The organism is Thalassospira sp. CH_XMU1458, from assembly GCF_037027205.1.
Taxonomy (GTDB): domain Bacteria; phylum Pseudomonadota; class Alphaproteobacteria; order Rhodospirillales; family Thalassospiraceae; genus Thalassospira; species Thalassospira tepidiphila.
Window position 1 is genome coordinate 908,317 of sequence record NZ_JAYMDW010000003.1, and the last position, 22,762, is coordinate 931,078.

Genomic DNA, 22,762 nt, shown 5'->3' on the forward strand with positions numbered 1-22,762 from the left:
GGACGGGGTGTAAAACCCTAGCTGCCGTCGGCTGTTCGAAAGACCGTCAGTCCGTTGACCACAACCCGCCCATCGGGCAGCAGCTGCCCATCATATTCGGTGGTACCTTGTGGTCCCGGGCGTCCGGCGGCAAGGCCGTTCACGGCAAAGGGCACAAGCGCGCCAAGGATTGTCGGGTTGTCTGGCGTTCCCAAAAGATCGACCAGCTTTTCCTGACCCAGAAGTCTGAAATCAAAATCACCGGTGAAGCCATAACGTGCCGCAGCCTGGGCCAAGAATTCGCCAGATCCAAGCGCCTCGAGCCCCCGGGATTCAACATAGAATTCATCAACCTTGACCGGCGCACCGTTCTGGGCGGCCTTTTTCCACAGCGCATCGCCGATTTGGCGGCGGGCAAAGCGCGGGGCGGTGCCGGTCAGGATATCGTTAAAACCCTTTGCAATGATCGGTTGGGCATCCGACCAGGGCAGGCCGGTACTGCTGCTTTTGACCCGCACCGTGCGCGGCTGCAGAAGGCTTGGCAGCCACAAACCATCATGGGAATAATCAAGATGGGTTGCGCCGTCTTTATCAGGATAAAGCGTGAAGCTCGCCGATTTGATGGAGCCGCGCTTTTCACGGTTCGGGCCCGTCCACTCGGCCGCCTGCCAGGCGATCTTGGCCATTTCCGGCAACCATTGAATGATCAGGCCATTGATCAGCCAGTGCTTGCGCGAAACCGGTTCATCGCCGACGAGAAAATCGGCAAATCCGTCAAAGGTAACCGGCACATTGCGTGCGGTATCCCAGCGCAGATAACCGCCAGCATTGCGCAGCGTCAGGTCACGTTGATCCGTGGTTGCCTCGGCCAGCATTTTGGCCTGTGTGGGCAGTTTGACATCAAGATCAACCTGATTGGCACTATCGGTATCGCGCACCGTGACCAGAACGTCATCCATCGCGAGTTGGCGCGGGCTGGAATAGCCGCTGAGATCAAGGGAAACCGCGTCATAAACCAGTTCGACCGCATCGCCGTCGATGGGGCGGGCATCGACCTCGGTCGCGGAAATGCCCGATTGCATCAGGATCGCATCAACGGCCGTCCGGGCATCTTCGACGGAAATAGCGTCGGCACGGGTGGTCAGGCCGGCAATCGAAATTGCCAGAACGCCAAAGCCGGTAAGTGCCTTTCGCAACTGCATGACGGGATCCTTTTGCTTGCCAGAAGGGGGAAATACGCCTTCTGTTGGTAACGCAGGCCAGAGTTTACCCCAAATTTGGTAATGTTAGGGCAAAGTAATTCAGGTGTGATGCAGGTCACCCTTGGGGAATTTCGCCACGATCGGTCACACCTGACAGGATGCTGTCAGGAGGGGCTGGCTATAAAGCCGGTCAGCGACGACGAAGGGGGAGGTTATTTGTTCGCACAGTCGAACTTGTCGCGCGCTTCTGGTGTTGCGACACCACACAGGAAGGTTTCAACCGCGCGGGCAACACGTTCAGCAATCTGCTGATCGGTCATTGGCGGGCGCGGATTGTGTTTCATGATGCGTGACAGCCAGTCACCGATGACCATGGATTCAAACATCTCAGCCGAATGTTCCGGGTCGTCGATGATCATATTGCCAAGCTTTTGTTGCCTTGAAAGGTAATCGGCAAGGTGCTTGCGTGTGCTGTCGGGGCCAACTTCAAAGAATTTCTCGATCAAGGGTAGAAAATACTGGCCTTCGGAATACAGAATCTGGGTGAAGCGGGCGACTTCCTCGGTTACAATCTTTTGGGCCAGTTTCGTGCCGAAGTCCGTAAGGGCATCACGGGGAGGGAGATCGGTTTCCAGTGAAATATGCAGTTCGGCTGAGAATTCTTTGCATTGCTCGGTCATGACCGCAGCCAGCAAACCATCCTTTCCGCCAAACGCTTCGTACAGGGTTGTGCGCGACCCGCCAGATTTTGAAATCACGTCATTGAGGGTCACGCCAGCAAAGCCACGTTCAAGCAATAACGCCCATGCAGCATCCATCATTGCACGACGGCGTGCAGTACCGCGAGAATGTTGTTTTTCAAGCTTTTCGGGCGTTTCACTCATCTTTCTTGGCTCTGCTGTTTTTGGCTCTTGATCGTGCAGCGCACAATGTGTACTGTACCGTACAGTATTTATAAAAGCAATGGCAAAGCGCACACCACACAGCTTTGCGCGGACTTAGAAGGAATAAGCATTTTGTCCATGCGATCTTGTTTGAAATTCGCTGGTATGGCAGCGCTTGTCGTGCTTGTAGCCGCCTGCAGCGAGCAGAGCGAAGGCGACCAACAGGCAGCCGCCCAGCAACAGCCACAGGCGACCCCGGTCGGTACCGTGACGCTGAACGCGCAGACTGTTGGCCTGGTCGAGGAAATGCCCGGTCGTACCGTTGCCTTCCGTCAGGCAGACATCCGCCCGCAGGTCGATGGCATTATCAAGGAACGCAACTTCACCGAGGGTGCGTTTGTTGAAGCCGGTCAGCAGCTTTATATGATTGATCAGGAAGTTTACCTTGCGCGGGTTGATGCCGCCCAGGCCGAACTGACCCGTCAGCGCGCAACCCTTGATCAGACGACCAAGACGCGGTCGCGCTATGACCCGCTGATCAAGTCGCAGGCCGTCAGCCAGCAAACCTATGACGATGCAGTCGCCGCTGAGGCACAGGCAAAGGCAGCGGTTGCTGCGGCGCGCGCAGAACTTGAACAGGCGCGCATTAATCTCGCCTACACCACGGTTACCGCACCGATTTCCGGTCAGATCGGCTCGTCGGATTATTCCGAAGGTGCGCTTGTGACTGCCAATCAGTCGGCAAAACTCACCACGATCACCCAGCTTGATCCGATCTATGTCGATGTGACCCAGGCCGGTGGCCGGTTGCTGAAGATCAAGGAAGCCATCCGCAATGGTCGCATCAAGGGTATCGAGGAAGGCCAGATCGAGGTTTCCCTGATCATAGATGCCACCGGTGAAGAATATCCGCACAAGGGCACCTTGCAGTTCTCCGATGTGACGGTGAATGAAACCACCGGCACGGTGCGGTTGCGCGTTGTCTTCCCGAACCCGGATGGCACGCTTCTGCCCGGTATGTTTGTCCGCGGTCAGGTCCGTCAGGGGCATCTTGAAGACGCATTCCTTGTGCCGCAAAAAGCGGTAATGCGCCGCCCGGATGGCTCGGCTTATGCCTATGTCGTCGAGGATGGCAAAGTGGCCTCCAAGGATCTGACGATTGAGCAGTCGCAGGGACAGGATTGGCTGGTGACGGCCGGTATCGAAGATGGCGCGCAAGTCATTGTTGATGGCCTCCAGCGTATCGGACCGGGTGCCCCGGTTGCGCCGCAGCCCGTTGAAACCGCCAAAGCCGCCGAATAAGGACTTATTCAATGGCAAAATTCTTTATTGATCGCCCCGTCTTCGCCTGGGTTGTCGCCCTGGTGATCATGTTGGCGGGGGGACTTTCGCTTTGGCAGTTGCCAATCGAACAGTATCCGTCGATTGCACCGCCATCGGTCGAGATCGAGGCAACCTATCCGGGGGCATCGGCCCAAACTGTTGAAAACACGGTCACCCAGGTGATCGAACAACAGATGAACGGGCTTGATTACCTGCGTTATATGTCCTCGACGTCTTCGGGGAACGGTCAGGCAACAGTGACCCTGACCTTTGAGCCCGAAGCCAATCCGGACATCGCCCAGGTTCAGGTGCAGAACAAACTGCAGGCTGCCATGTCGTCGCTTCCGACCGAAGTGCAGCAGCAGGGTGTGACCGTCAGCAAGTCCAGTGGCTCGTTCCTGATGGTTGTCGGCTTTGTCTCGGCAGACGGATCGATGGATGCCGAAGACCTCTCGGACTTCGTCGTTTCGTCGGTGGAAGACCCGATTGCCCGTGTGAACGGTGTTGGTTCGGTTCAGGTGTTCGGTGCGCAGCACGCGATGCGCATCTGGCTCGATCCGAACAAGATGCTGTCCTATAACCTGACGGTGATGGATGTTAACAATGCCATCGAGGCACAAAACACCGAAGTCACCGCCGGTCAGATTGGCGGCGCGCCGTCGATTGACGGTCAGCAGATCAACGCAACCATCACCGCGCAAAGCAAACTTCAGACGGTCGATGAATTTTCCAACATCCTGCTAAGGGTCGAAACCGACGGATCGCAGGTGCGTCTTGGCGATGTTGCCCGCATCGAGATCGGAGGCGAAAGCTATAACATCGTTGGGCGTTACAATGCGCAGTCTGCAACCGGTATCGGCATCAACCTTGCCACCGGTGCCAATGCGCTTGATACCGCAGATGCGGTCAAGGCCCGTCTGGCAGAACTGAAACCGTTCTTCCCGCAAGGCATCGAGATCGTCTATCCCTATGACACGACGCCGTTTGTCGAAGTGTCGATCGAGGAAGTGGTCCATACCCTGTTTGAGGCGATTGTCCTCGTCTTCCTGGTGATGTTCCTGTTCCTGCAAAACTGGCGGGCAACGCTTATTCCGACGATTGCCGTGCCGGTTGTCTTGCTCGGCACCTTCGGGATCCTTGCGGCCTTTGGCTATTCGATCAACACGCTGACCATGTTTGCCATGGTGCTGGCCATCGGCCTTCTGGTCGATGACGCGATTGTTGTGGTTGAAAACGTCGAACGTGTGATGCACGAAGACGGTCTTCCGCCACGCGAAGCAACGCGGAAATCGATGGGCCAGATTACTGGCGCGCTGATTGGTATTGCCCTGGTGCTGTCAGCCGTGTTTGTGCCGATGGCGTTCTTTGCCGGGTCTACCGGGGCGATTTATCGCCAGTTCTCGGTCACGATCGTTTCGGCCATGGCGCTTTCGGTGGTTGTGGCGATTGTTCTGACCCCGGCACTTTGCGCGACCATGCTCAAGCCCGGTCACGAAGATCCGAGCAAGAAGAAAGGCCCGTTTGGCTGGTTTAACCGCGGGTTTGACAAGACCAACAACTTCTATCAAGGCAGTGTTGGCCATGTCGTGAACCGCAAATGGCGCTATCTGTTCGTCTACGGCATTCTTGTCGCGGCGCTGATTGCGCTGTTTGGCCGTCTGCCGGGATCGTTCCTGCCAGAAGAAGACCAGGGCATCATGTTTGCCATGGTTCAGCTTCCGGCTGGCGCGTCTCAGGAACGCACCGTTGATGTTCTCAAGAAGCTTGAAACACACTTCATGGAGAACGAGGCGGAAAACATCGATGGTCTGTTCACAGTTGCCGGCTTCTCGTTCGCCGGGAGTGGCCAGAACGCCGGTATTGCGTTCGTGAACCTGAAAGACTGGTCTGAACGTACCCGTCCTGATCAATCGGTTGATGCGGTGATTGGCCGTGCCTATGGCGCGTTTGCGGGTATCCGCGAAGCCATGGTCTTTGCCTTTGCACCACCGGCGATTATCGAACTTGGTACCGCAAACGGCTTTGACCTGCAGCTTGTGGATCGTGGTGGCATTGGTCACGATGCCCTGATTGCGGCCCGCAACCAGCTGTTGGGCATGGCATCACAGGACCCGCGTCTTGTCGGTGTGCGCCCGAACGGCCTGAATGATACCCCGCAGCTGAACGTCAATATTGATCAGGAAAAGGCAAGCGCCCTTGGCGTGAGCATTGCTGACATCAACCAGACATTGGCAGCGGCCTGGGGCTCAAGCTACGTCAACGACTTCATCGAAAACGGCCGGGTCAAGCGCGTCTATATGCAGGCAGATGCCAAATACCGCATGATGCCCGAAGACATGGATTACTGGTATGTCCGCAACCAGATGGGCGAGATGGTGCCGATTTCGGCTGTCTCGACAAGTGAATGGACATATGGTTCTCCGCGTCTGGAACGCTTCAACGGTCTGTCCTCGCTCAACATTCAGGGCTCTGCCGCCCCGGGTGTGGCATCGGGTGACGCGATGAACGCAATGCAGGAACTGGTAAACAAGCTTCCGGGGGGTATCGGCCTTGAATGGCAGGGACTGTCCTATGAGGAACGCGAAGCGGGCGAGCAGGGACCGGCATTGTATGCCCTGTCGATGATCGTCGTCTTCCTGTGTCTGGCAGCGCTTTATGAAAGCTGGGCCATTCCGATTTCGGTGATGATGGTCGTGCCGCTGGGCGTCCTTGGTGCGGTGATCGCAGCGATGCTGCGTGGCCTGCCTGATGACGTCTATTTCCAGGTGGCCATCCTGACCACGATTGGTTTGTCGGCCAAGAACGCCATCCTGATTGTCGAGTTCGCCCGCGAACTTTATGACCAGGGCATGGGGCTTCTTGAGGCAACAGTCGAGGCCGCCCGTCAGCGTCTGCGTCCGATCATCATGACGTCGATGGCCTTTACCCTTGGTGTCGTGCCGTTGGCAATTTCGACCGGTGCCGGTGCCGGGGCCCGTGTGGCCGTGGGTACCGGTGTGATGGGCGGGATGATTGCCGCAACCGTGCTTGCGATCTTCTTCGTGCCGCTGTTCTTTGTTCTGATTGTTGGCACCTTTGCCAAGAACCGGAAGAAAAAGGACGAAGTCCAGGCGGCCCACGAACATCCGGCTGAATAAAATTTAAGGCCAGCCTTGATCAAAAGGCTGGCCTTAAACGGCATCGCGCCGTGACGGTGCAGAATTTAAATTTCTGCATGATCCCCCGACCCCGCCGTTGCGCGTGCGAAAGAAAGGGCCGATGCGTTTGCATCGGCCCTTTTGTTTTGACCGCAACCCCCAATAAGGTCAAGCGCCTTTTGGATAGGGTGCGCCGCGCCAAACCCGCACGAACGGCGTAGATATCGCACTATTGGGCAGGCAAAAATCAGGTTTTGCTCATGCTATCAAGGCTCTGACGATGGGCGTGCATCTGATGGAAAATCGCGTATCGACGATCATGATCTGCCTTGGCTGACGGGTCGGGCGCATGGGTGGTTTCCTTGCCGGCCATCTGGCGTGCGGCCCGGGCAAGGCCACCTTTTGCATCAAGCGCACCTGCGGCCAGCATCGCCGATCCCAGAAGAACCGGCTCCTCGCAGTCAGACATCACAACCGTACAGCCGGTGACATCGGCATAGAGTTTCACCAGTACCTTGCTGGCGGTATGGCCGCCGCTCAGGTGAATGTGGGTGATGTCATAGCCGGTATCATTCATCGCATCGATGATATGGCGCGTGCCATAGGCAATCGCGCACGCGGTGGCCCAGTAAAGCTTCAGGAAGCTTTCCTCGCTTTGATCGAGTGTCAGGCCGGAAATCACGCCAAGGGCCTCCGGATCGGCCAGTGGCGATCGGTTGCCATGGAAATCGGGCAGAACATGCAGGCGCGGCGCCAGATCGGGTTTTTCCGCCATCATCGGCATCAATTTTTCACCGGCAAGCTTGTGGGCATCCCGGCCCATGTCATGGGAAAACGGATGCATGGCAACGATGTGATCCAGCAACGCACCGGTCGCCGACTGCCCGCCTTCATTGAGCCAAAGGTTCGGGGCAATCGCCCCAAAATAGGGACCCCAGACACCCTTGATAAAGCGTGGTTCCTTTGATAGCGCCATATGGCAGGTCGATGTCCCCGCGATCATCGCAAAGTGCTGATCAAGGTTGCCATCCAGATATTCGCCAAGTGTGCCGAGCGCCCCGGCATGGGCATCAATCAGTCCCGCACCCACCACGCAATCAGTCGTCAGGCCAAGGTCGGAAGCCCCCTGTTCGGAAAGGGATCCGATCAGCTCGCCAACTGCAAGCGCACTGTCATGCATGTTGATCTTGTCGTTCAGGTCTTCCATGTCGATGGCTTTAAGGAAATCGCGATCCCATGGTTCATCCTGATGGGCAAGGTAGGTCCATTTGCACGTCACCGTGCAGCAGGACCGGGCGTTGCTGCCGGTCGCGCGGAATGACAGGAAATCTGCCAGATCATACGCCGCCCCCATTTTCTGCCAGGCGGCATTGTGATGGCGTTTCAGCCACATCAATTTGGGGATTTCCATTTCGGGCGACATGGTCCCGCCGATATATTCCAGCACCTTGGCGCCGGTGGCGGTGCATTCCTCGGCCTCGCGCACGGCCCGGTGATCCATCCAGACAATCACATCCCAGTTGTCCGCACCATTGGGGGTGACACCCAATGGTTTATTATCCTGATCGCGGATCACGAGCGAGCATGTGGCATCAAACCCGATGGCGGCGACCTTTTGTGCAGGGACCCCTGATTTGGCCATGGCATCCCGCACCGACTGGCAGACCGACTGCCAGATATTCTCGGAATCCTGTTCGACGAAATCGGGTTTCGGGCGGTTCATCGCAATCGCGTGTGCGGCACTGCCCAGCAATTTGCCATTGGCGTCAAACACGCCGGCGCGCGCACTTCCGGTGCCGACATCGACACCGACAAAACAGGGGTAAGTGGGACTCATGATCGGGTACTCCTCCGCATATCCCCTGGCTTTTCGGGGGTTCTCCGATGCCGGGTGATCTTTTGTTTGGGCTGTTGTTTCGTCTGTTTTGGGCTCAATTTTGCCTGAGTTGATCAAAAGTTCATTAATTGGTCAAATGTTCATTTTTGTTGACGCTGAACTTATCTCTTAGCTACGCTGTAGCGATAACATAAATCACACAAGCCAGGTTCAACATGGCCCGAGGAAACAATGTCCAAGGCCCGGCCGATGATGTCGGGACCGGTATCGTAACGTCAGCATCAGAGATCCAAGGTCTGTTTGACGCCTGTCGTGTTGTCCTGTTTGACTGTGACGGCGTTCTGGTCAATAGCGAACCGATCTCGCTGGCAACGCTTGTCGATGTGCTGGACCATTTTAACGCGCCGCTCAGTCTGCGCGACGTATCGGACCGATTTACCGGACGATCAAGTTCCGCACCGATTGAATATATCAAAACCCAAACGGGGTGCGATGTCAGTGCGGAATTCAAACCGTATTACTATAAAATGCTGTTTGACCGCTATGACCGCGACCTGACCAAGATTGAGGGGATCGAAACCGTCCTGACCGTCCTTCAGGCACGCGATATTGCCTTTTGCATTTCATCAAGCAGTTCTGTCGAACGGCTTGAAAAAACCATGCAGGTCACGGGCCTTGGCCCTTGGTTTGACGGGCGTGTGTATAGTGCGGATTTCGTTGAAAACGGCAAGCCGGCCCCGGACCTTTTCCTGCATGCGGCCGATGCCATGGGATATGTCCCGGGTGATGCCATCGTGATCGAGGATTCTGTTGCCGGGGTGACGGCGGCACGGGCGGCGGGCATGAAATGCATCGGCTTTGTCGGCGGTGGTCATTATGCCGATGATCCCCAAACCGCCAGCCAGCGACTTTATGACGCCGGTGCTGACATTGTTATTTCCGACATGGCGATCCTCGCACAGGCGCTTGCGGTTTAGCGCCGCTTACCGCTGGGTCAGAAGTTTCTGATAGCGGGTCTGGCTTTGGCTGAGGTGATCGCGCATCGCCTTGCGGGCAGTATCTTCGTCGCGCGCGGCAATCGCATCATAAATCCGGCGATGTTCACCGGTGATCATCTGCATATAGGCCTTTTGGTCTTCGGCCTCTGGCGGGCGACGGCGCAATTGCGCGCGCGGGATGGTTTTATCGCCCAGATGTTCAAGAAACTCGGCAAAGCGGCGATTGTTGGTGGCGGATGCAATCGCGCTGTGAAATTCGAAATCGGCTTGTTCGGTCGGTTCGCCCTTTTCAAGGGCGCGTTCCATCTTGGCCATCGCCTCGTAAATCTTGGTTTGCTGCGCGACAGAGGCTCGAGTGCAGGCAAGCCCGGCCGCCTCGATCTCGACCGCCATGCGCAGTTCAAGAATTTCGAGAACGTCGGACACCTGCGCGTAATCAACCGCAAAGATCGATTTATCATTGGCCCGCGTTTGCGGTGACAGAACAAACACCCCGGCACCCTGACGCGGTTCCAGCAACCCGTCGGCCTTAAGGGCGGCAATTGCTTCGCGGATCACGGTGCGGCTGACGCCAAACTGTTCGGTCAGAACCGGTTCGGTCGGCAATTTGCTTCCGGGTTCGCGTTGGCCGCTTTCGATCTCTTGGCGCAGGCTGGCAATGACCTTTTCGGTCAGTGATACTTTGCGCGGGGCGGCCGGCACACGTGGCTTGTTCATTTTGCGTATCCGATAATTCCGGTGTAAAACAACCGGATATAAAAATGGCAGGTTGGCGTTAATCTTTGTTTGCGCCATTGCAGTTACCATCTTCAATTAATCGAACGATAGTGGTTCTGTAAAGTCATCATATGATTTTGGTTGGATTTGAGGCACACAGGAATGGCCAAAAAAGGCGAACCTGAATACCGTTGGAACAGTGGTCCTTTTCAGATCGGAATTGTCCCAGAAGGTGGGGCAATATCGCGGATTGACTGGATCCGTCCGGATGGCAAAGGGATTATCAATTTGTTGCGTCCGGTAACCCCGGAGGCGATTGCATCGGGCAATCCGTCAAATTTGGGTTGTTTCCCGATGGTGCCGTTTGCCAACCGACTGGCCTTTGCCGAGTTCGAGTTTGATGGCCGCATCGTCAAGGTTCCGGCCAACCGCCCGCCAAGCCCGCATGCCATTCACGGCTTTGGCCGATCCTCGGAATGGCAGATCGAACGTCCGACTGTTGATACGCTGCGCTTCAATCACAAACATGACGATCCGCAAAGTGGCTTTGTCTATGTCGCCTGGCAGGAAATCAAGGTCACCGAGGGGGATGTGACCATCGAAATCGGTGTGCGCCATCTGGGCCGAACACCGATGCCCTATGGTATTGGTCTGCACCCCTGGTTCCCGGGCGGCGAAGACGTTTCGGTCGCCTTTATCGCCTCTGACAGTTTCGCAACCGACGAGGATATGCTGCCGACCGCGCGCACGGTGATTGATCTGGGACGCGATTTTTCCGATGGTCGCATGATCCGCCATAACCTGGCGCTTGATGCCCATTATGCCGGTTGGCACCTTGAAGCCGATATGGTCTGGCAGGATGCCGGTTACAGTGTGAAGATGCTGGCAAGCGACAGCCTTTCAAACGTGCAATTCTATATCCCCGAAGACGGCAAGACATTCTGTGTCGAGCCGGTCTCCCACGTTCCAAACGTTCATAACCGTCCGGAATTCAAGGAACTCGGCGATCTTGTCGTGCTTGATAACAACCAGACGCTGACCGGGACCATGACGCTGATTCCGACCTTGCTTGAGACACCCGATAACGGCTTGGTCGACGAGGACGAGGTTTTCGGCAAACCGGGCAACCGCGACTATTCGCTGGTGGATTGATCCGAAACGACGGGCAGATCGGCAAAGGCTTTACCGACCAGAAGTTTATCGATAAAAACTTACAAGTAAGTTTTACAAGATAACAAGTCCGGGGGACGGATGTCGGAATTGCTTTTAAGGGTTCAGAAGCGCGAAAAGCTTGCCGATCAGCTTTATGGTCAGATCCTTGAACAGATCATCTCGGGCAACCTTGCCGAAGGTGCCAAGCTGCCCTCGGAAAATGAAATCTGTGCGTCCTTTGGCGTGTCGCGCCCGGTTGTGCGCGAAGCGTTGCGCAAACTGCAATCCGATGGACTGGTCTATGCCCGCCAAGGGGTCGGGTCGTTTGTTAAAAAGCGCCCGCCACAAGGCCTGATCGAGTTTGGCGGTGTGAGTGATGTCGCCGGGCTTCTACGTTGCTTTGAGGCACGTTCCGCGATTGAGGGCACAACGGCCCGCATGGCTGCCGAACGCGCCAGCCCCCGCCATCATCGCGAAATTGAAAATGCGCTTAAACTGCTCGAAGACGGGGTATCGGCCGGTGATATTGCCGACAAGGCCGATCTGGCCTTTCACATGGCGATTGCCCGTGCCAGCGGCAACGAGATTTTCGTGACCATCCTTAATTCCCTGCATGAAGTGATGTCGAAATCCATGCGTGTGGCGCTGAATATCACGCGTGGTGGCTCGGCCGAACGTGCGCAAAAGGTGCTTTCCGAACACCGTCAGATCTATGATGCGATCCTTGGTCATGATGGCAATAGTGCCGAATTGATGATGCGCTATCACCTGCATCAGGCCCGCCAACGCGTCACCGATCACGCCCGCGACAAGTAATCAGATGTGCTGCCCGGCCTGACGGATACGCGCAGGAGCGGGCACAAATCCTGTTGACGAACAGGGCCCCGGACTGGCAAACCAGACACAACAAAAATTAATCATATGAATTTGGGAGTGTGCGATGACCGGTGGTGTAATGTATCAGCCGGAAATTCTCAGTGATGAGACTTTCACTTTGGCGGAATGCCCCAATTGGGATGCGGCCAACAATCGGCTTTACTGGACAGACATCCTTAATTGCAAACTGCACGCGCTTGATGTTGCCACGGGCCTTCGCAAAACATGGACCTTTGACAGCGAGCTTGGCTGTTTCGGGCTGACCGATCAGGGCCGCATTATCGTGGCCCTGCGTAAGGACATTCTTTTCCTTGATCCAAAAACCGATGCGCGTGCGCCGCTGTGTCGCATTGAAGACGGGATCAACAGCCGCACCAATGATGGCAAGATCGGCCCGGATGGCGCGTTCTGGGTCGGCACCATGGATGACAATCCTGAAAAGATGCCAATTGCCTCGCTCTATCGCATTACGACCGATGGCAAGATTGAGGAAAAGGCAACCGGTTTCAAGATTTCCAACGGTATTGCCTGGTCCGGTGACGGATCGAAAATGTATCACTCGGACTCGCGCGGGCCGTGGGTCAATCGCTGGGATTTCGATGTTGCCACCGGCAATATTTCCAACTGCACGCGTTATCTTGATCTCGATGATCGGCTTGGCCGTCCCGATGGCGGCGCTGTGGATGCCGAAGGATGCTATTGGTCGGCGGGTGTGTCGGCAGGCAACCTTAACCGCTTTGCCCCGGACGGGACGCTTTTGAAATCAATCCCGATGCCAATGCCCAATCCGACCATGCCGTGCTTTGGCGGGCCGGACATGAAGACGCTGTATGTCACCAGCCATCAGGAAGGCTATAGCCCTGAAAAACGCGCTGAGTTCCCGCATGCCGGGAAGCTGGTCAAGCTGCGCGTTGAAGTGCCCGGTGTGCCGGTGACCAAGTTCCGCGAAAATAGCGAGCGACGCGCGCAACCCCGCTAAACCAAAAAGGCCATGCTGGGAAATCTGCATGGCCTTTTTCTTTGGGGTCGGTTTGATCAGACCTTTTTGATTTCAGCCGTCACAGTACCAAGCCCCTCAAAGATCGCCTCGATCTTGCCATGCGGTGTAATGGTCGGAAGGGCGCAGGCGCCGGTGGTGATCACATCACCTGCCTTAAGGCTTTTGCCACGCTTGGCAAGGAACCCGACCAGATATTCCAGCCCGCCAAAGATCTCTGGCCAGGCGTCTGGATCATCATTGCTGGCAAGGACTTCACCGTCACTTTTGGTGGTGACTTTGCCGCCGATAAAGCCAAGATCGCGCCAACCGTCAATTTCAGCCCCCAGGATGAAGTGACTGGTTGAATTCAGGTCCGCCAAAGTCTGGATCGGACCTTGCTTTTCGTGATAGCGGCGGTCGGCAATCTCGATTGCCAGATGCATGCTTCTGATATGATCAAGGATATCGCTCGATGTCGCATCCGGGGCAGGGGTGCTGTCCATGACAACCGCGATTTCCGCCTCGATATTGGGGAAATGGATGTCCTTGGTAGTCAGTGTCGCGCCATCGCCAAGAATACGGCCCGCAAGCAACGGCCCCACCAGAGGGCCATCCGCACCGATCTTTTCCTGTGCTGCACGGGTCGCAACTGCAAGCTTCCAGCCTGCCTGCGCAATGCCGACTTCGGCAAGGGTGGCGTCCTGAATGGCATAGGCCTCCTCAAAGGTTTTGGGCGCAATGTCAGCAGGCAGGGGATCAATCAGGGTGTGGGTGGTGAAGGCATCGGCAAGGATGCGGCTGGCGGCAGTGATATCAGTCATTCCCGGTCTTCTTGTTTGTGGCAATTGATTTGGTAGCCAGAGCCTAGCGGGCTTTGTTGCCAAAGTCATCATACCAATTGCCGCGATTCGGTGAAATCAACCAGATCTTCCTGATTCATTCCAAAGTCGTACATTGTCGGAATGATCAAGAAACCCATGTTTTCTGCGGTTTATGGCGATTTCAAAAAGTCTGAGTATTATGTTTGACAAAGTGATATGATGAATTTATAGAATCGTCATAGTTATTTGACGTATTCAGACATTAGGGACGCTTGATGCACTATCTAGAGATGAAAAAGGCGATTGGCGCCGGGTTGCTTTCTTTTCCGGTGACGCCTTTTGATGCCGAAGGCGCGCTTGATCTTGTGACCTATCGCACGCATGTCGGCTGGCTGTCGCAATATCCGGCAACCGCCCTGTTTGCCGCCGGTGGCACCGGGGAATTCTTTTCCCTGACCCCGGCCGAGGTGGTCGAAACCGTGCGTGCGGCCAAGGAAGTTGCGGGCGATACCCCGATCATCGCCGGGTGTGGATATGGCACGGCCATGGCGGTTGAACTTGCCAAGGCCTGCGAGGACGCCGGTGCGGATGGTCTTTTGCTGTTGCCGCAATATCTGGTCGGTGCCGAACAGGAAGGCCTGTTTGCCCGCGTGAAGGCGGTGTGTGATGCGGTTGATATCGGGGTGATTGTCTATAACCGCGACAATTCGATCATTACGGCCGAAACACTCGCCAAGCTGTGTGATGTCTGCCCGAACCTGGTCGGGTTCAAGGACGGCCATGGCAATATCGAAATGGTCACCAAGGTTTGCACCGTGATCGGGGATCGCCTGTCCTATATCGGCGGCATGCCGACAGCCGAGGTTTTTGCCAAGGCATACAAGGCAGCTGGTGTGACGACCTATTCATCGGCGATCTTCAACTTCCTGCCGCAACAGGCGCTTGATTTCTATGACGCGCTCGGCCGCGATGATGACGCCGCAATGAGCCGCGCCCTGACCGAATTTTTCTATCCGTACCTTGATATCCGCAATCGCGGAAAGGGCTACGCCGTTTCCATCGTCAAGGCGGGCATGCGCGTGATCGGGCGCGATACCGGCCCGGTGCGCAGTCCGCTGACCGACTTGACCGATGCGGAACATGACATGCTGGCCGATGTGATCCGCAAGGCCTATGGCGACGGGGCCCTTCGCGCTGCCTGACGGCGGGTCGCCAACGCGACATATGACTTGTTATTTCCCGGCAGGTTCGCCTGCCGGGGAGGCAGAATGGGACGCTAAAGCTGCAATCGGTGATCGGGAATTTGATGCCGTTCGCAACTTAGTTGTTAACAAATCTTACAGTTATGTTTACAAGTGCTGAATTGTAGGATTAAATGATAAGAACAAGACCCAAAAGGGCAAAATGCTTCAATGAAATAGACAACAGATTGTCTGGGAGGACCTGAAATGAACAAGTTTATCAAAACCACAACGCTAACGATTGCAGCGGCTGCCGTATCGGTGGCGCTGGCATCCGGTGCGCAGGCCAAGGAATGGCGCGGCTGGAACATTCATCCGCCGGAATACCCGGTTTCGACCGGCATGGAAGAATTCGCCAAGCTGATCAATGAAAAGTCCGGTGGCGATCTGGAAGCCAAGGTTTACCACGGCGGCGTTCTGGGCGATCAGCCTGATGCGATCCAGCAGGTTCGTCTGGGTGGCCTCGACTGGGCTGTTTTCAACCTTGGCCCGCTGGGTGAAGTCGCCCCCGAAGCCAACGTTGTCTCACTGCCTTTCATCTTCAAAAGTGTCGATGCCATGCATGACGTCATGGATGGCCCGGCTGGTCAGCAGATCGCCGATGGCCTGATTGAAGCTGGCTTGCAGCCGCTCGGTTGGTATGACTCTGGTGCGCGTTCGTTCTACAACTCCAAGCGTCCGATCAATACCCCGGCGGACCTTGACGGTTTGAAATTCCGCGTCATGAGCAACGATCTTTATGTTCAGATGGTTGATGCGCTTGGCGGTAACGCGACACCGATGGCCTATAGCTCGGTCTATCAGTCGCTGAAAACCGGCGTGATTGACGGTGCGGAAAACAACTATCCGTCTTATGACAGCTCCGGCCATTTTGAGGCGGCGAAATACTATTCCGTCACCCAGCACCTGATCCTTCCGGAATGCCTGTGCATGAACAAGGCGCTTTATGACAGCCTGTCGGACGAGGAAAAGAAAATCGTCCACGAAGCAGCTGAAGCGTCCGTTACCGTACAGCGTGCCGCATGGGCCGATCGTGCAGAGCAGTCCAAGGAAAAAGTGATTGCCGCAGGCATCGAAGTCAACGAGATCGCCGACAAGCAGGCTTTCCAGGATGCCATGCAGCCGGTCTATGACAACTTCCTGAAAGCCAACCCGGATCTTGCCGATCTGGTCAAGGCGATCCAGGACGCGCAGAAATAAGGCCTTAAATATCTGAAGGGCGGCGATAATATCGTCGCCCTTCTTTTTGGCTGCGCTTAGTATATTCGTCGTATATCTGTTTCTGGTAGCGCGTAGATGTTTTCTCGTTTTGTTAATGTGATTGATCGCTTGGGCGGTGGGATTGCCGGGGTGCTGAACCTGATTGGTGGTTTGGCCCTTGTCGCACTGATCCCGAGTTTCGCCTGGCTGGTGTTCGGGCGTTATGTCCTCAATGAAACACCGACCTGGGTCGAACAGGTTTCGCTTATTCTGATTGTGCTGATTACCTTTCCGGTCGCAGCTGCTGGCATCCGCGACAACAGCCACCTTTCCGTTTCCTTTTTCCGCGATGCATTGCCGCCGAAAATGGCCGCCATTGTTGCGGCCATTGGGTATGGCGCGTCGGCGTGGTTTGGCTATTGGATGCTGATCGGGGCGATGGATCTGGTTGCGTTTAACTGGGCCAAGACCATGCCGATCATTCATATTTCAGATGGCTTGCGGTCCGTGCCGATGGCGGTATGCGGGGCCGGGATCATGTTTTACAGCGTGGTTCATATCCTCAAGATCGCGGCGCGGTGGAAAACCATTTCCCGGGCCCGCATTTACCATGATGATCTTTTGAATGAGGACGTGAAATAACATGGGCATGACCATTCTTCTGGGCGTGTTTGCCATTGGTATTCTGATTGGCATGCCCGTTGCCATCGCACTTGGCATTGCCGCCCTTGGTGCGTTCTTTGTCGAAGGCCTTCCGACCCTGATTGCGTTTCAGCGTATCGGATCGGGGATCTCGGCCTTTTCGCTTCTGGCCATTCCGTTCTTTATTTTTGCCGGTGAATTGATGCTTCACGGCGGGATCGCGACCCGATTGGTACAATTTGCGACCGCCCTTGTCGGCAGTCGCCGCGGCGGCCTTGGCATTGTGAACGTGTTTTCATCGATGCTGTTTGGCGGCATTTCCGGTTCCGCCGTGGCCGATACATCGGCGCTTGGCTCGATCCTGATCCCGGTGATGAAAAAGGAAGGTTACCGCGCGGACTATGCGGTCAACGTCACCGTGACCTCATCAATTGCCGGGATCATGATCCCGCCCAGTCACAACATGATCCTCTATGCGGTGGCGGCCGGTGGCGGCATTTCGATCTCCAAACTGTTCATGGCCGGTGTGGTCCCGGGCATTATCATGTGCCTGCTGTTGGGGCTTGCGACCTGGCTGGTTGCGATCAAGCACGGCTATCCGGCGGAACCGTTCCCGGGTTGGGCAGTGGTTTGGCGCACGGCGGTCCGCGCAGTTCCGGGCTTCTTTACCGCTGTCATTATTGTCGGGGGTGTCTTGAGCGGTGTGTTCACCGTAACCGAATCAGGGGCGATCGGTGTGGCCTATGCCCTGATCATTACCGGGTTGGTTTATCGTGAGCTGAGCTGGGCCGGTTTTATTGCTGCGGTCAAACAATCGGCCAAGACGACCGCACTTGTGATGCTGCTGGTTGGTTGCGCGTCCGCCTATGGTTACATGCTGGCGTTCTATCAGGTGCCCGATGCCCTTGCTGATGCGATCACTGGCATTACCGATAATCCGATCATGGTGTTGTTGCTGATCAATGTCATGTTGTTGGTTGCCGGGATGATCATGGATATGGCGGCGCTCATCCTGATTTGCACGCCGATCTTCCTGCCGCTTGCCATGCAGTTTGGAATGGACCCGATCCAGTTCGGCATGGTTTTGATGATGAATTTGGGCCTTGGCCTGTGTACACCGCCTGTGGGATCGTGCCTGTTTGTTGGCTGCGCGATTGGCGGGGTGAAAATCGAAAAGGCCGTTCAGACGATCTGGCCGTTTTATCTGGCGATCCTGACAGCCCTTTTGCTGACAACCTATATTCCTGCGATTTCATTGACGCTTCCGAACCTTGTGTTTGGCAGTTAATCGCGGGCAAAGAGTGATACCAAAGAGGATAATTATGAAACGTTTGCTGATCACCGGTGCCGGTGGAAACCTTGGCAAGATCTGCCGCGAAGGGCTTAAGGGCTATGCCGATGTCATTCGCCTGTCTGACATTTCCCCAATGGACCCGGCTGGCCCAAACGAAGAAGTCGTGCAATGCGATCTGTCGGATCGTGCGGCCGTGATCGAGCTGACCAAGGATGTCGATGGCATCATTCATCTTGGCGGCATTTCAATCGAGGCCGCCTTTGATGACCTGCTTCAGGCCAATCTTGCGGGCACCTATAACCTTTATGAAGGCGCGCGTCAGAACGGCGTCAAGCGCATCATGTTTGCCAGCTCCAACCATGCGATTGGTTTTCACAAACGCACGACCAAGCTTGATGACACATCCGCACAGCGCCCCGATAGCCTTTATGGCGTGACGAAATGTTACGGCGAGGCGATGGCGAGCTACTATTTCGACAAGTTCGATGTTGAAACCGTCTCGGTGCGCATTGGGTCCTGTTTTGAAAATCCAAAGGATCGCCGGATGCTGTCCACCTGGATGAGCCCGCGTGATTTTATCTCGTTGATGAAGGCGATCTTTAACGCCCCGATGACCGGCAATCTCGTGATGTACGGGGTGTCGGACAACAAATCGAAATGGTGGAGCAATGATCACGCGGACTTCCTTGGCTGGAAACCGCAAGACAGCTCCGAACAGTTCCGTGCCGAGATCGAGGCTGCTTTCCCGCCCGAAGATCGCAAAGACCCGGCTGTGATTTATCAGGGCGGTGGTTTTGCCGCCAAGGGCCATTTTGAAGACTGATACAGGATCGTCTTTCGATCTTAGATCCGCCTAAAATCAATGGCCCGAACGATTTTCGTTCGGGCCATTGTTGCAACAGGTAGGCACGTCAAAAAGTTTGTCGGATTTGGTCCGTTAGCCTTGCAGCAACCGCAGCAGGTTTTGCGGCATCTGGTTGGCTTGGGCCAGCATGGCAACACCGGACTGAACCAGAATCTGTTTGGATGTAAAGGCCGTCATTTCGGCGGCAACATCCAGATCAAGCAGGGTGGAACGCGCCGATTCCGTATTTTCCTGCGTCGATGCAAGGTTCTGGGCGGCAAAGTCCAGACGGTTCTGGGAGGTACCGATTGCGGCACGGGCGCGCTGCAAGTCGTCAATCGCACGCGTTACGACTTCGACTGCGTTCTGGGCGCCAGCAGCAGTGTTAATCGCATTAGCACCCAGATCCTCGAGCGTTTCCTGACCGATACCAGATGATCCCAGTACCGCAGAATCAACTGCGCTCAAATTAATCGAAAGACGATCATTGGCGGTGTTGCCGCCACCGACCTGGAACTCAATTGTGTCGGAAAGCTGCTGGCCCGAGTCCTCTTCCATGAAAAAGAGCTGACCGGCGGATGTGTCGACGCCAGTTCCCATGAAATCGGTGTTAACCGAACCAAAGCCGAAATCATTGGAACCTGCGGTACCAGCCCTAACATAATCAACGGTGTCGGAGAAGTTGGTGTTTACCGTAATTGAAAGACCCAGCTCATCAAAATTGAGCACCGTGTTCTCGCCAGCAGCAATGGATCGTGACCCGCCGGTCGCGGCAAAATCGGTGATATCAATTGACTGGGTCCGCTCGATAGAGCCATCAATCGCGGTAAGTACAGTCATGATGACCTGCTCGCCGGAACCTTCGTTAATTCTTATCTCTAAACCGTTATCGTCGACACCATCTGCAGCTGCGTCCTGTGCCCAGTAATTGTTGTCCGTGATCGCGAACCGGTCAAAACCGAAAGCGGGCGTGAGCGCTTCATTGTTGGTGGCAGGTGTGAGATTGATTGCAACATCACCCCCATCGCCAAGCAGCTGAATACCATTGAAGTTGGTCGAGGATGCGATCCGGTCGATCTCGTCACGCAGTTGGACGAATTCGTCATTAAGGAAGCCGCGCTCGGTGTCGGACAGGTTGCCAGACGATGCCTGGACAGCCAGGGTCTTCATGCGAACGAGAACATCATCAATGGTTGCCATACCGCCATCGGCGATCTGGAGCATTGAGTTGGCCTGGCCAACGTTGACGGTTGCGGTTTTGAGAGCCTGTGTGGTTGCATTCAAACGCGCACCGATGGCCATGGAAGCGGCATCGTCACGTGCAGAAACAACACGGGTACCAGAAGACAGTTTCGACAGCGAACGGGTCGCCATCTCGTCAGAAGCAGACAAGTTGCGATGCGCAACATTTGCCGCATAGTTGGATATAATGTTGAGTGCCATTGGATTTCCTACCTGGAAAGTGGCGATGGTTTACTACGTGTAAAGTTCGCAATTAGTGATAAAGCTACAGTAACAACTATAAGTAAAATATCCTCTTGTCGAGCGAAATCTAATTTATACGACAGATAAACAGCATGACCCTATTCTTTAGAGTAGGTTTTGAGCGGTTATTTTCGATGAACAGAGTGCGAAGCAATGCCGCTCTGAGACCGCATGTGGGGTTTCTGTGCCGGGACTCGCATTCTGTCATTGGAATAGGTCCGTCACAGAGTTGGGGCTTAAATCGGCAGTTGTTGTGTAGCGAACGCAGCAAGATCTTCGTATGCGATGCTGGCTTTCAAACCCGGGACTTTCCTACGGGGAATGGTCGAAGAGGTCTATGCTTTTTGAATTGACGCATGGTCAGGATTGCTTATAAGCATAAATGAAAATGATAACTGTTATCATTATCGAATTCTGGATGTGCAGCTATGGCGGTCTGTGACCGTTCCTGGGATACTCTTTATCAGCAATATCATGACCGTTTGTTGCGACAGGTGCAGAAATATCTGCCGGCGCGCGACGAAAGTCAGGATGTGTTGCAGGATCTTTATGTGCAATTGCGCCACCGGAATATCGATCCGGATGAAATCGCCAATCCGCCAGCATTCCTGATGCGCATGGCGACCAATCTGGCGATTGATGCCTTGCGTCGTCACAATCGCAATCCGGTTGAATTCACCGACCCGACCGAGATCAGCGAGATGGATGGCGCCGGCAGCCAGTCCGTCACCCCCGAACAGATCAGTTCAGATCGTCAGCGACTTGAGATCATCCGACGCGCGATTGATGATCTGCCGCCACGCTGTCGCGAGGTATTCTTGCTGTGCAAGCGCGATCATCTGAATACCGTGGAAGTGGCCGAACAACTTGGTATCAGTCGCAATATGGTCGAAAAGCATTTGCGTCAGGCGCTCGGACATTGCAAACAGGTGCTGGCGCGCCATGAAAATTAAACATCCTCTTTTGCACGGCCCGTTCGTCAAACATACAACAGCCCCCTCCGTCAGAAGCCGGGTAACGACACTACCATGACCGAATTCCGCTATCCCGACGACTGCCGAAGCAATGACGATATTGCCGATTACTGGGCTGTGCGCCTTGATGATGTGCAACTAAGTGCCGCTGAAGAAGTTGCCTTTGAACGCTGGCAGGCGGCGGATCCGAAAAACCCTGCCCGCCTGATCCGGGCGCGTCAGACATGGCAGGGCATGGAAATCGCCGCAGCAGAATTTTCAGACGATGAAGACCATTCGAGCGGATCGCGCAAGCCAGATCATGACACTGGCTTTGATAGCGAAGCTGTTCGGCGTGACCTTGAACGATTTGGCGCGCTTGAAGGCGGCAACAGTCGCCTGCCGGGCATGCGATCAGCCAAACGCCGCGCCCGCCCGATGTTGGCGGTTTTCACCATTTTGTTGCTGGTGGGGCTGTGGGGTTATTCCGCGTTTCAACCTGATGCCGATCTGATCGCGGCCAGCAATCCCGATGTTGTCGGTGAAGTTCATGAACTGTCTGACGGATCGCGCATCTGGATGGAGCCGGGCACACGGGTTGCCTTGGCCTATGGCGATCAGTACCGTGATTTGACCGTCCTTGAAGGCGGTGTATTCATCGAAGTCGCCAAGGACAGCACACGACCGCTTCGCATCCATCTTAACAAACTGACGGCAACGGCGGTTGGCACGGCGTTCAGCGCCTCGAAATGGGGTGGCCATGTCCGGGTTGAGGTTTCTGAAGGCACGGTCGATCTTGAAAGCCGCACCGCAAAACTCGCCCGCCTGACTGCCGGTCGGGCATCCTGGCAGGATGCAGGTGGCGACATGCATTACGGTATGGTGGCACTGGATCGGGTTGGCGCGTGGCGCGATGGTCGCTGGGTGGTCAATGACATGCCGATTGACGAACTGTTCGCCCGTCTTTCGCCCTTGATGGAGGGTATCAGCTTCGTGCGCGATCCGCGCTTGGGTGATATTACGGTTTCGGGCAGTTTCGATCTGACCAAACCGGACGGGGCCTATGGTGCCATTCTGGCGGCCTATGGCCTGACGGACCACATTGTTCCGGGCGGTTTCAGAATAATTTCAAAAAAATAGAAAATTTCACCTCCTCATTTCGCGGCGGTGTTCGTCATGAAGGTGATAGTGATTTGCA

The 22,762-nt window shown here is 55.4% G+C and carries 19 protein-coding genes; 13 read left to right on the plus strand and 6 right to left on the minus strand.

The window, feature by feature from the left end; all coding sequences use genetic code 11:
- Positions 1-17: 17 nt before the first annotated feature.
- Positions 18-1,181 carry a hypothetical protein gene (locus WBY09_RS18225; protein WP_336233523.1) on the minus strand — a complete coding sequence of 388 codons (1,164 nt, stop codon included), beginning with the start codon at positions 1,179-1,181 and terminating at the stop codon, positions 18-20.
- A gap of 212 nt (positions 1,182-1,393) precedes the next feature.
- Positions 1,394-2,065: a TetR/AcrR family transcriptional regulator gene (locus WBY09_RS18230; RefSeq protein ID WP_336233524.1), complete on the minus strand. Its 672-nt coding sequence runs from the start codon at positions 2,063-2,065 to the stop codon at positions 1,394-1,396.
- Positions 2,066-2,230: 165 nt separating this feature from the next.
- On the opposite strand from WBY09_RS18230, the gene WBY09_RS18235 reads away from it, so the two are divergent.
- Together WBY09_RS18235 and WBY09_RS18240 are read left to right on the plus strand one after the other, a co-directional pair.
- The gene (locus WBY09_RS18235; RefSeq protein WP_336233525.1) at positions 2,231-3,367 is read left to right on the plus strand and encodes an efflux RND transporter periplasmic adaptor subunit; all 1,137 of its coding nucleotides are present in this window, start codon (positions 2,231-2,233) and stop codon (positions 3,365-3,367) included.
- Positions 3,368-3,378: 11 nt separating this feature from the next.
- A complete protein-coding gene (locus WBY09_RS18240) occupies positions 3,379-6,525 on the plus strand; it encodes an efflux RND transporter permease subunit (RefSeq protein WP_063087892.1) in 3,147 nt (1,048 codons plus the stop codon).
- 247 nt (positions 6,526-6,772) lie between these two features.
- On the opposite strand, the gene WBY09_RS18245 is transcribed toward WBY09_RS18240, so the two are convergent.
- Positions 6,773-8,362, minus strand: coding sequence for an FGGY-family carbohydrate kinase (locus WBY09_RS18245; protein WP_336233526.1), 1,590 nt, complete (start codon positions 8,360-8,362; stop codon positions 6,773-6,775).
- Positions 8,363-8,577: 215 nt separating this feature from the next.
- On the opposite strand from WBY09_RS18245, the gene WBY09_RS18250 reads away from it, so the two are divergent.
- The gene (locus WBY09_RS18250) at positions 8,578-9,339 is read left to right on the plus strand and encodes an HAD family hydrolase (RefSeq protein WP_336233527.1); all 762 of its coding nucleotides are present in this window, start codon (positions 8,578-8,580) and stop codon (positions 9,337-9,339) included.
- Positions 9,340-9,345: 6 nt separating this feature from the next.
- Here the strand turns inward: WBY09_RS18250 and WBY09_RS18255 are convergent, their stop codons facing one another.
- Positions 9,346-10,077, minus strand: a complete 732-nt coding sequence (locus WBY09_RS18255) for a FadR/GntR family transcriptional regulator (protein WP_336233528.1) — start codon at positions 10,075-10,077, stop codon at positions 9,346-9,348.
- Positions 10,078-10,239: 162 nt separating this feature from the next.
- Between WBY09_RS18255 and WBY09_RS18260 the strand changes: the two genes are divergently transcribed.
- The 3 genes from WBY09_RS18260 (at position 10,240) to WBY09_RS18270 (ending at position 13,084) form a co-directional block, all read left to right on the plus strand.
- Positions 10,240-11,229 carry an aldose 1-epimerase gene (locus tag WBY09_RS18260; protein ID WP_286791749.1) on the plus strand — a complete coding sequence of 330 codons (990 nt, stop codon included), beginning with the start codon at positions 10,240-10,242 and terminating at the stop codon, positions 11,227-11,229.
- 99 nt (positions 11,230-11,328) lie between these two features.
- Positions 11,329-12,045 (plus strand): FadR/GntR family transcriptional regulator, encoded by a 717-nt coding sequence (locus WBY09_RS18265; protein WP_008890164.1) that lies wholly within the window; start codon positions 11,329-11,331, stop codon positions 12,043-12,045.
- Positions 12,046-12,169: 124 nt separating this feature from the next.
- Positions 12,170-13,084 carry an SMP-30/gluconolactonase/LRE family protein gene (locus tag WBY09_RS18270; RefSeq protein ID WP_336233530.1) on the plus strand — a complete coding sequence of 305 codons (915 nt, stop codon included), beginning with the start codon at positions 12,170-12,172 and terminating at the stop codon, positions 13,082-13,084.
- Between the two features lie 56 nt (positions 13,085-13,140).
- On the opposite strand, the gene WBY09_RS18275 is transcribed toward WBY09_RS18270, so the two are convergent.
- Positions 13,141-13,905: a 2-keto-4-pentenoate hydratase gene (locus WBY09_RS18275; protein WP_336233531.1), complete on the minus strand. Its 765-nt coding sequence runs from the start codon at positions 13,903-13,905 to the stop codon at positions 13,141-13,143.
- A gap of 275 nt (positions 13,906-14,180) precedes the next feature.
- Here WBY09_RS18275 and kdgD point away from each other — a divergent pair, with 275 nt between their 5' ends.
- The 5 genes from kdgD (at position 14,181) to WBY09_RS18300 (ending at position 19,105) form a co-directional block, all read left to right on the plus strand.
- A complete protein-coding gene (gene kdgD / locus WBY09_RS18280) occupies positions 14,181-15,107 on the plus strand; it encodes a 5-dehydro-4-deoxyglucarate dehydratase (RefSeq protein ID WP_336233532.1) in 927 nt (308 codons plus the stop codon).
- 246 nt (positions 15,108-15,353) lie between these two features.
- Positions 15,354-16,346, plus strand: coding sequence for a TRAP transporter substrate-binding protein (locus tag WBY09_RS18285; RefSeq protein WP_063087906.1), 993 nt, complete (start codon positions 15,354-15,356; stop codon positions 16,344-16,346).
- A gap of 96 nt (positions 16,347-16,442) precedes the next feature.
- Positions 16,443-16,988, plus strand: coding sequence for a TRAP transporter small permease (locus WBY09_RS18290; RefSeq protein WP_063087908.1), 546 nt, complete (start codon positions 16,443-16,445; stop codon positions 16,986-16,988).
- Between the two features lies 1 nt (position 16,989).
- Positions 16,990-18,276: a TRAP transporter large permease gene (locus WBY09_RS18295; RefSeq protein ID WP_064788402.1), complete on the plus strand. Its 1,287-nt coding sequence runs from the start codon at positions 16,990-16,992 to the stop codon at positions 18,274-18,276.
- A gap of 34 nt (positions 18,277-18,310) precedes the next feature.
- Entirely contained in the window at positions 18,311-19,105 is a 795-nt protein-coding gene (locus tag WBY09_RS18300) for an NAD-dependent epimerase/dehydratase family protein (protein WP_197147055.1), read from the plus strand.
- Between the two features lie 114 nt (positions 19,106-19,219).
- Here the strand turns inward: WBY09_RS18300 and WBY09_RS18305 are convergent, their stop codons facing one another.
- Positions 19,220-20,569 carry a flagellin N-terminal helical domain-containing protein gene (locus WBY09_RS18305; RefSeq protein ID WP_336233533.1) on the minus strand — a complete coding sequence of 450 codons (1,350 nt, stop codon included), beginning with the start codon at positions 20,567-20,569 and terminating at the stop codon, positions 19,220-19,222.
- A gap of 470 nt (positions 20,570-21,039) precedes the next feature.
- Here WBY09_RS18305 and WBY09_RS18310 point away from each other — a divergent pair, with 470 nt between their 5' ends.
- Entirely contained in the window at positions 21,040-21,564 is a 525-nt protein-coding gene (locus WBY09_RS18310; RefSeq protein WP_336233534.1) for an RNA polymerase sigma factor, read from the plus strand.
- A 75-nt stretch (positions 21,565-21,639) separates the two neighbouring features.
- Positions 21,640-22,704 carry a FecR family protein gene (locus tag WBY09_RS18315; protein WP_336233535.1) on the plus strand — a complete coding sequence of 355 codons (1,065 nt, stop codon included), beginning with the start codon at positions 21,640-21,642 and terminating at the stop codon, positions 22,702-22,704.
- Positions 22,705-22,762: the final 58 nt, after the last annotated feature.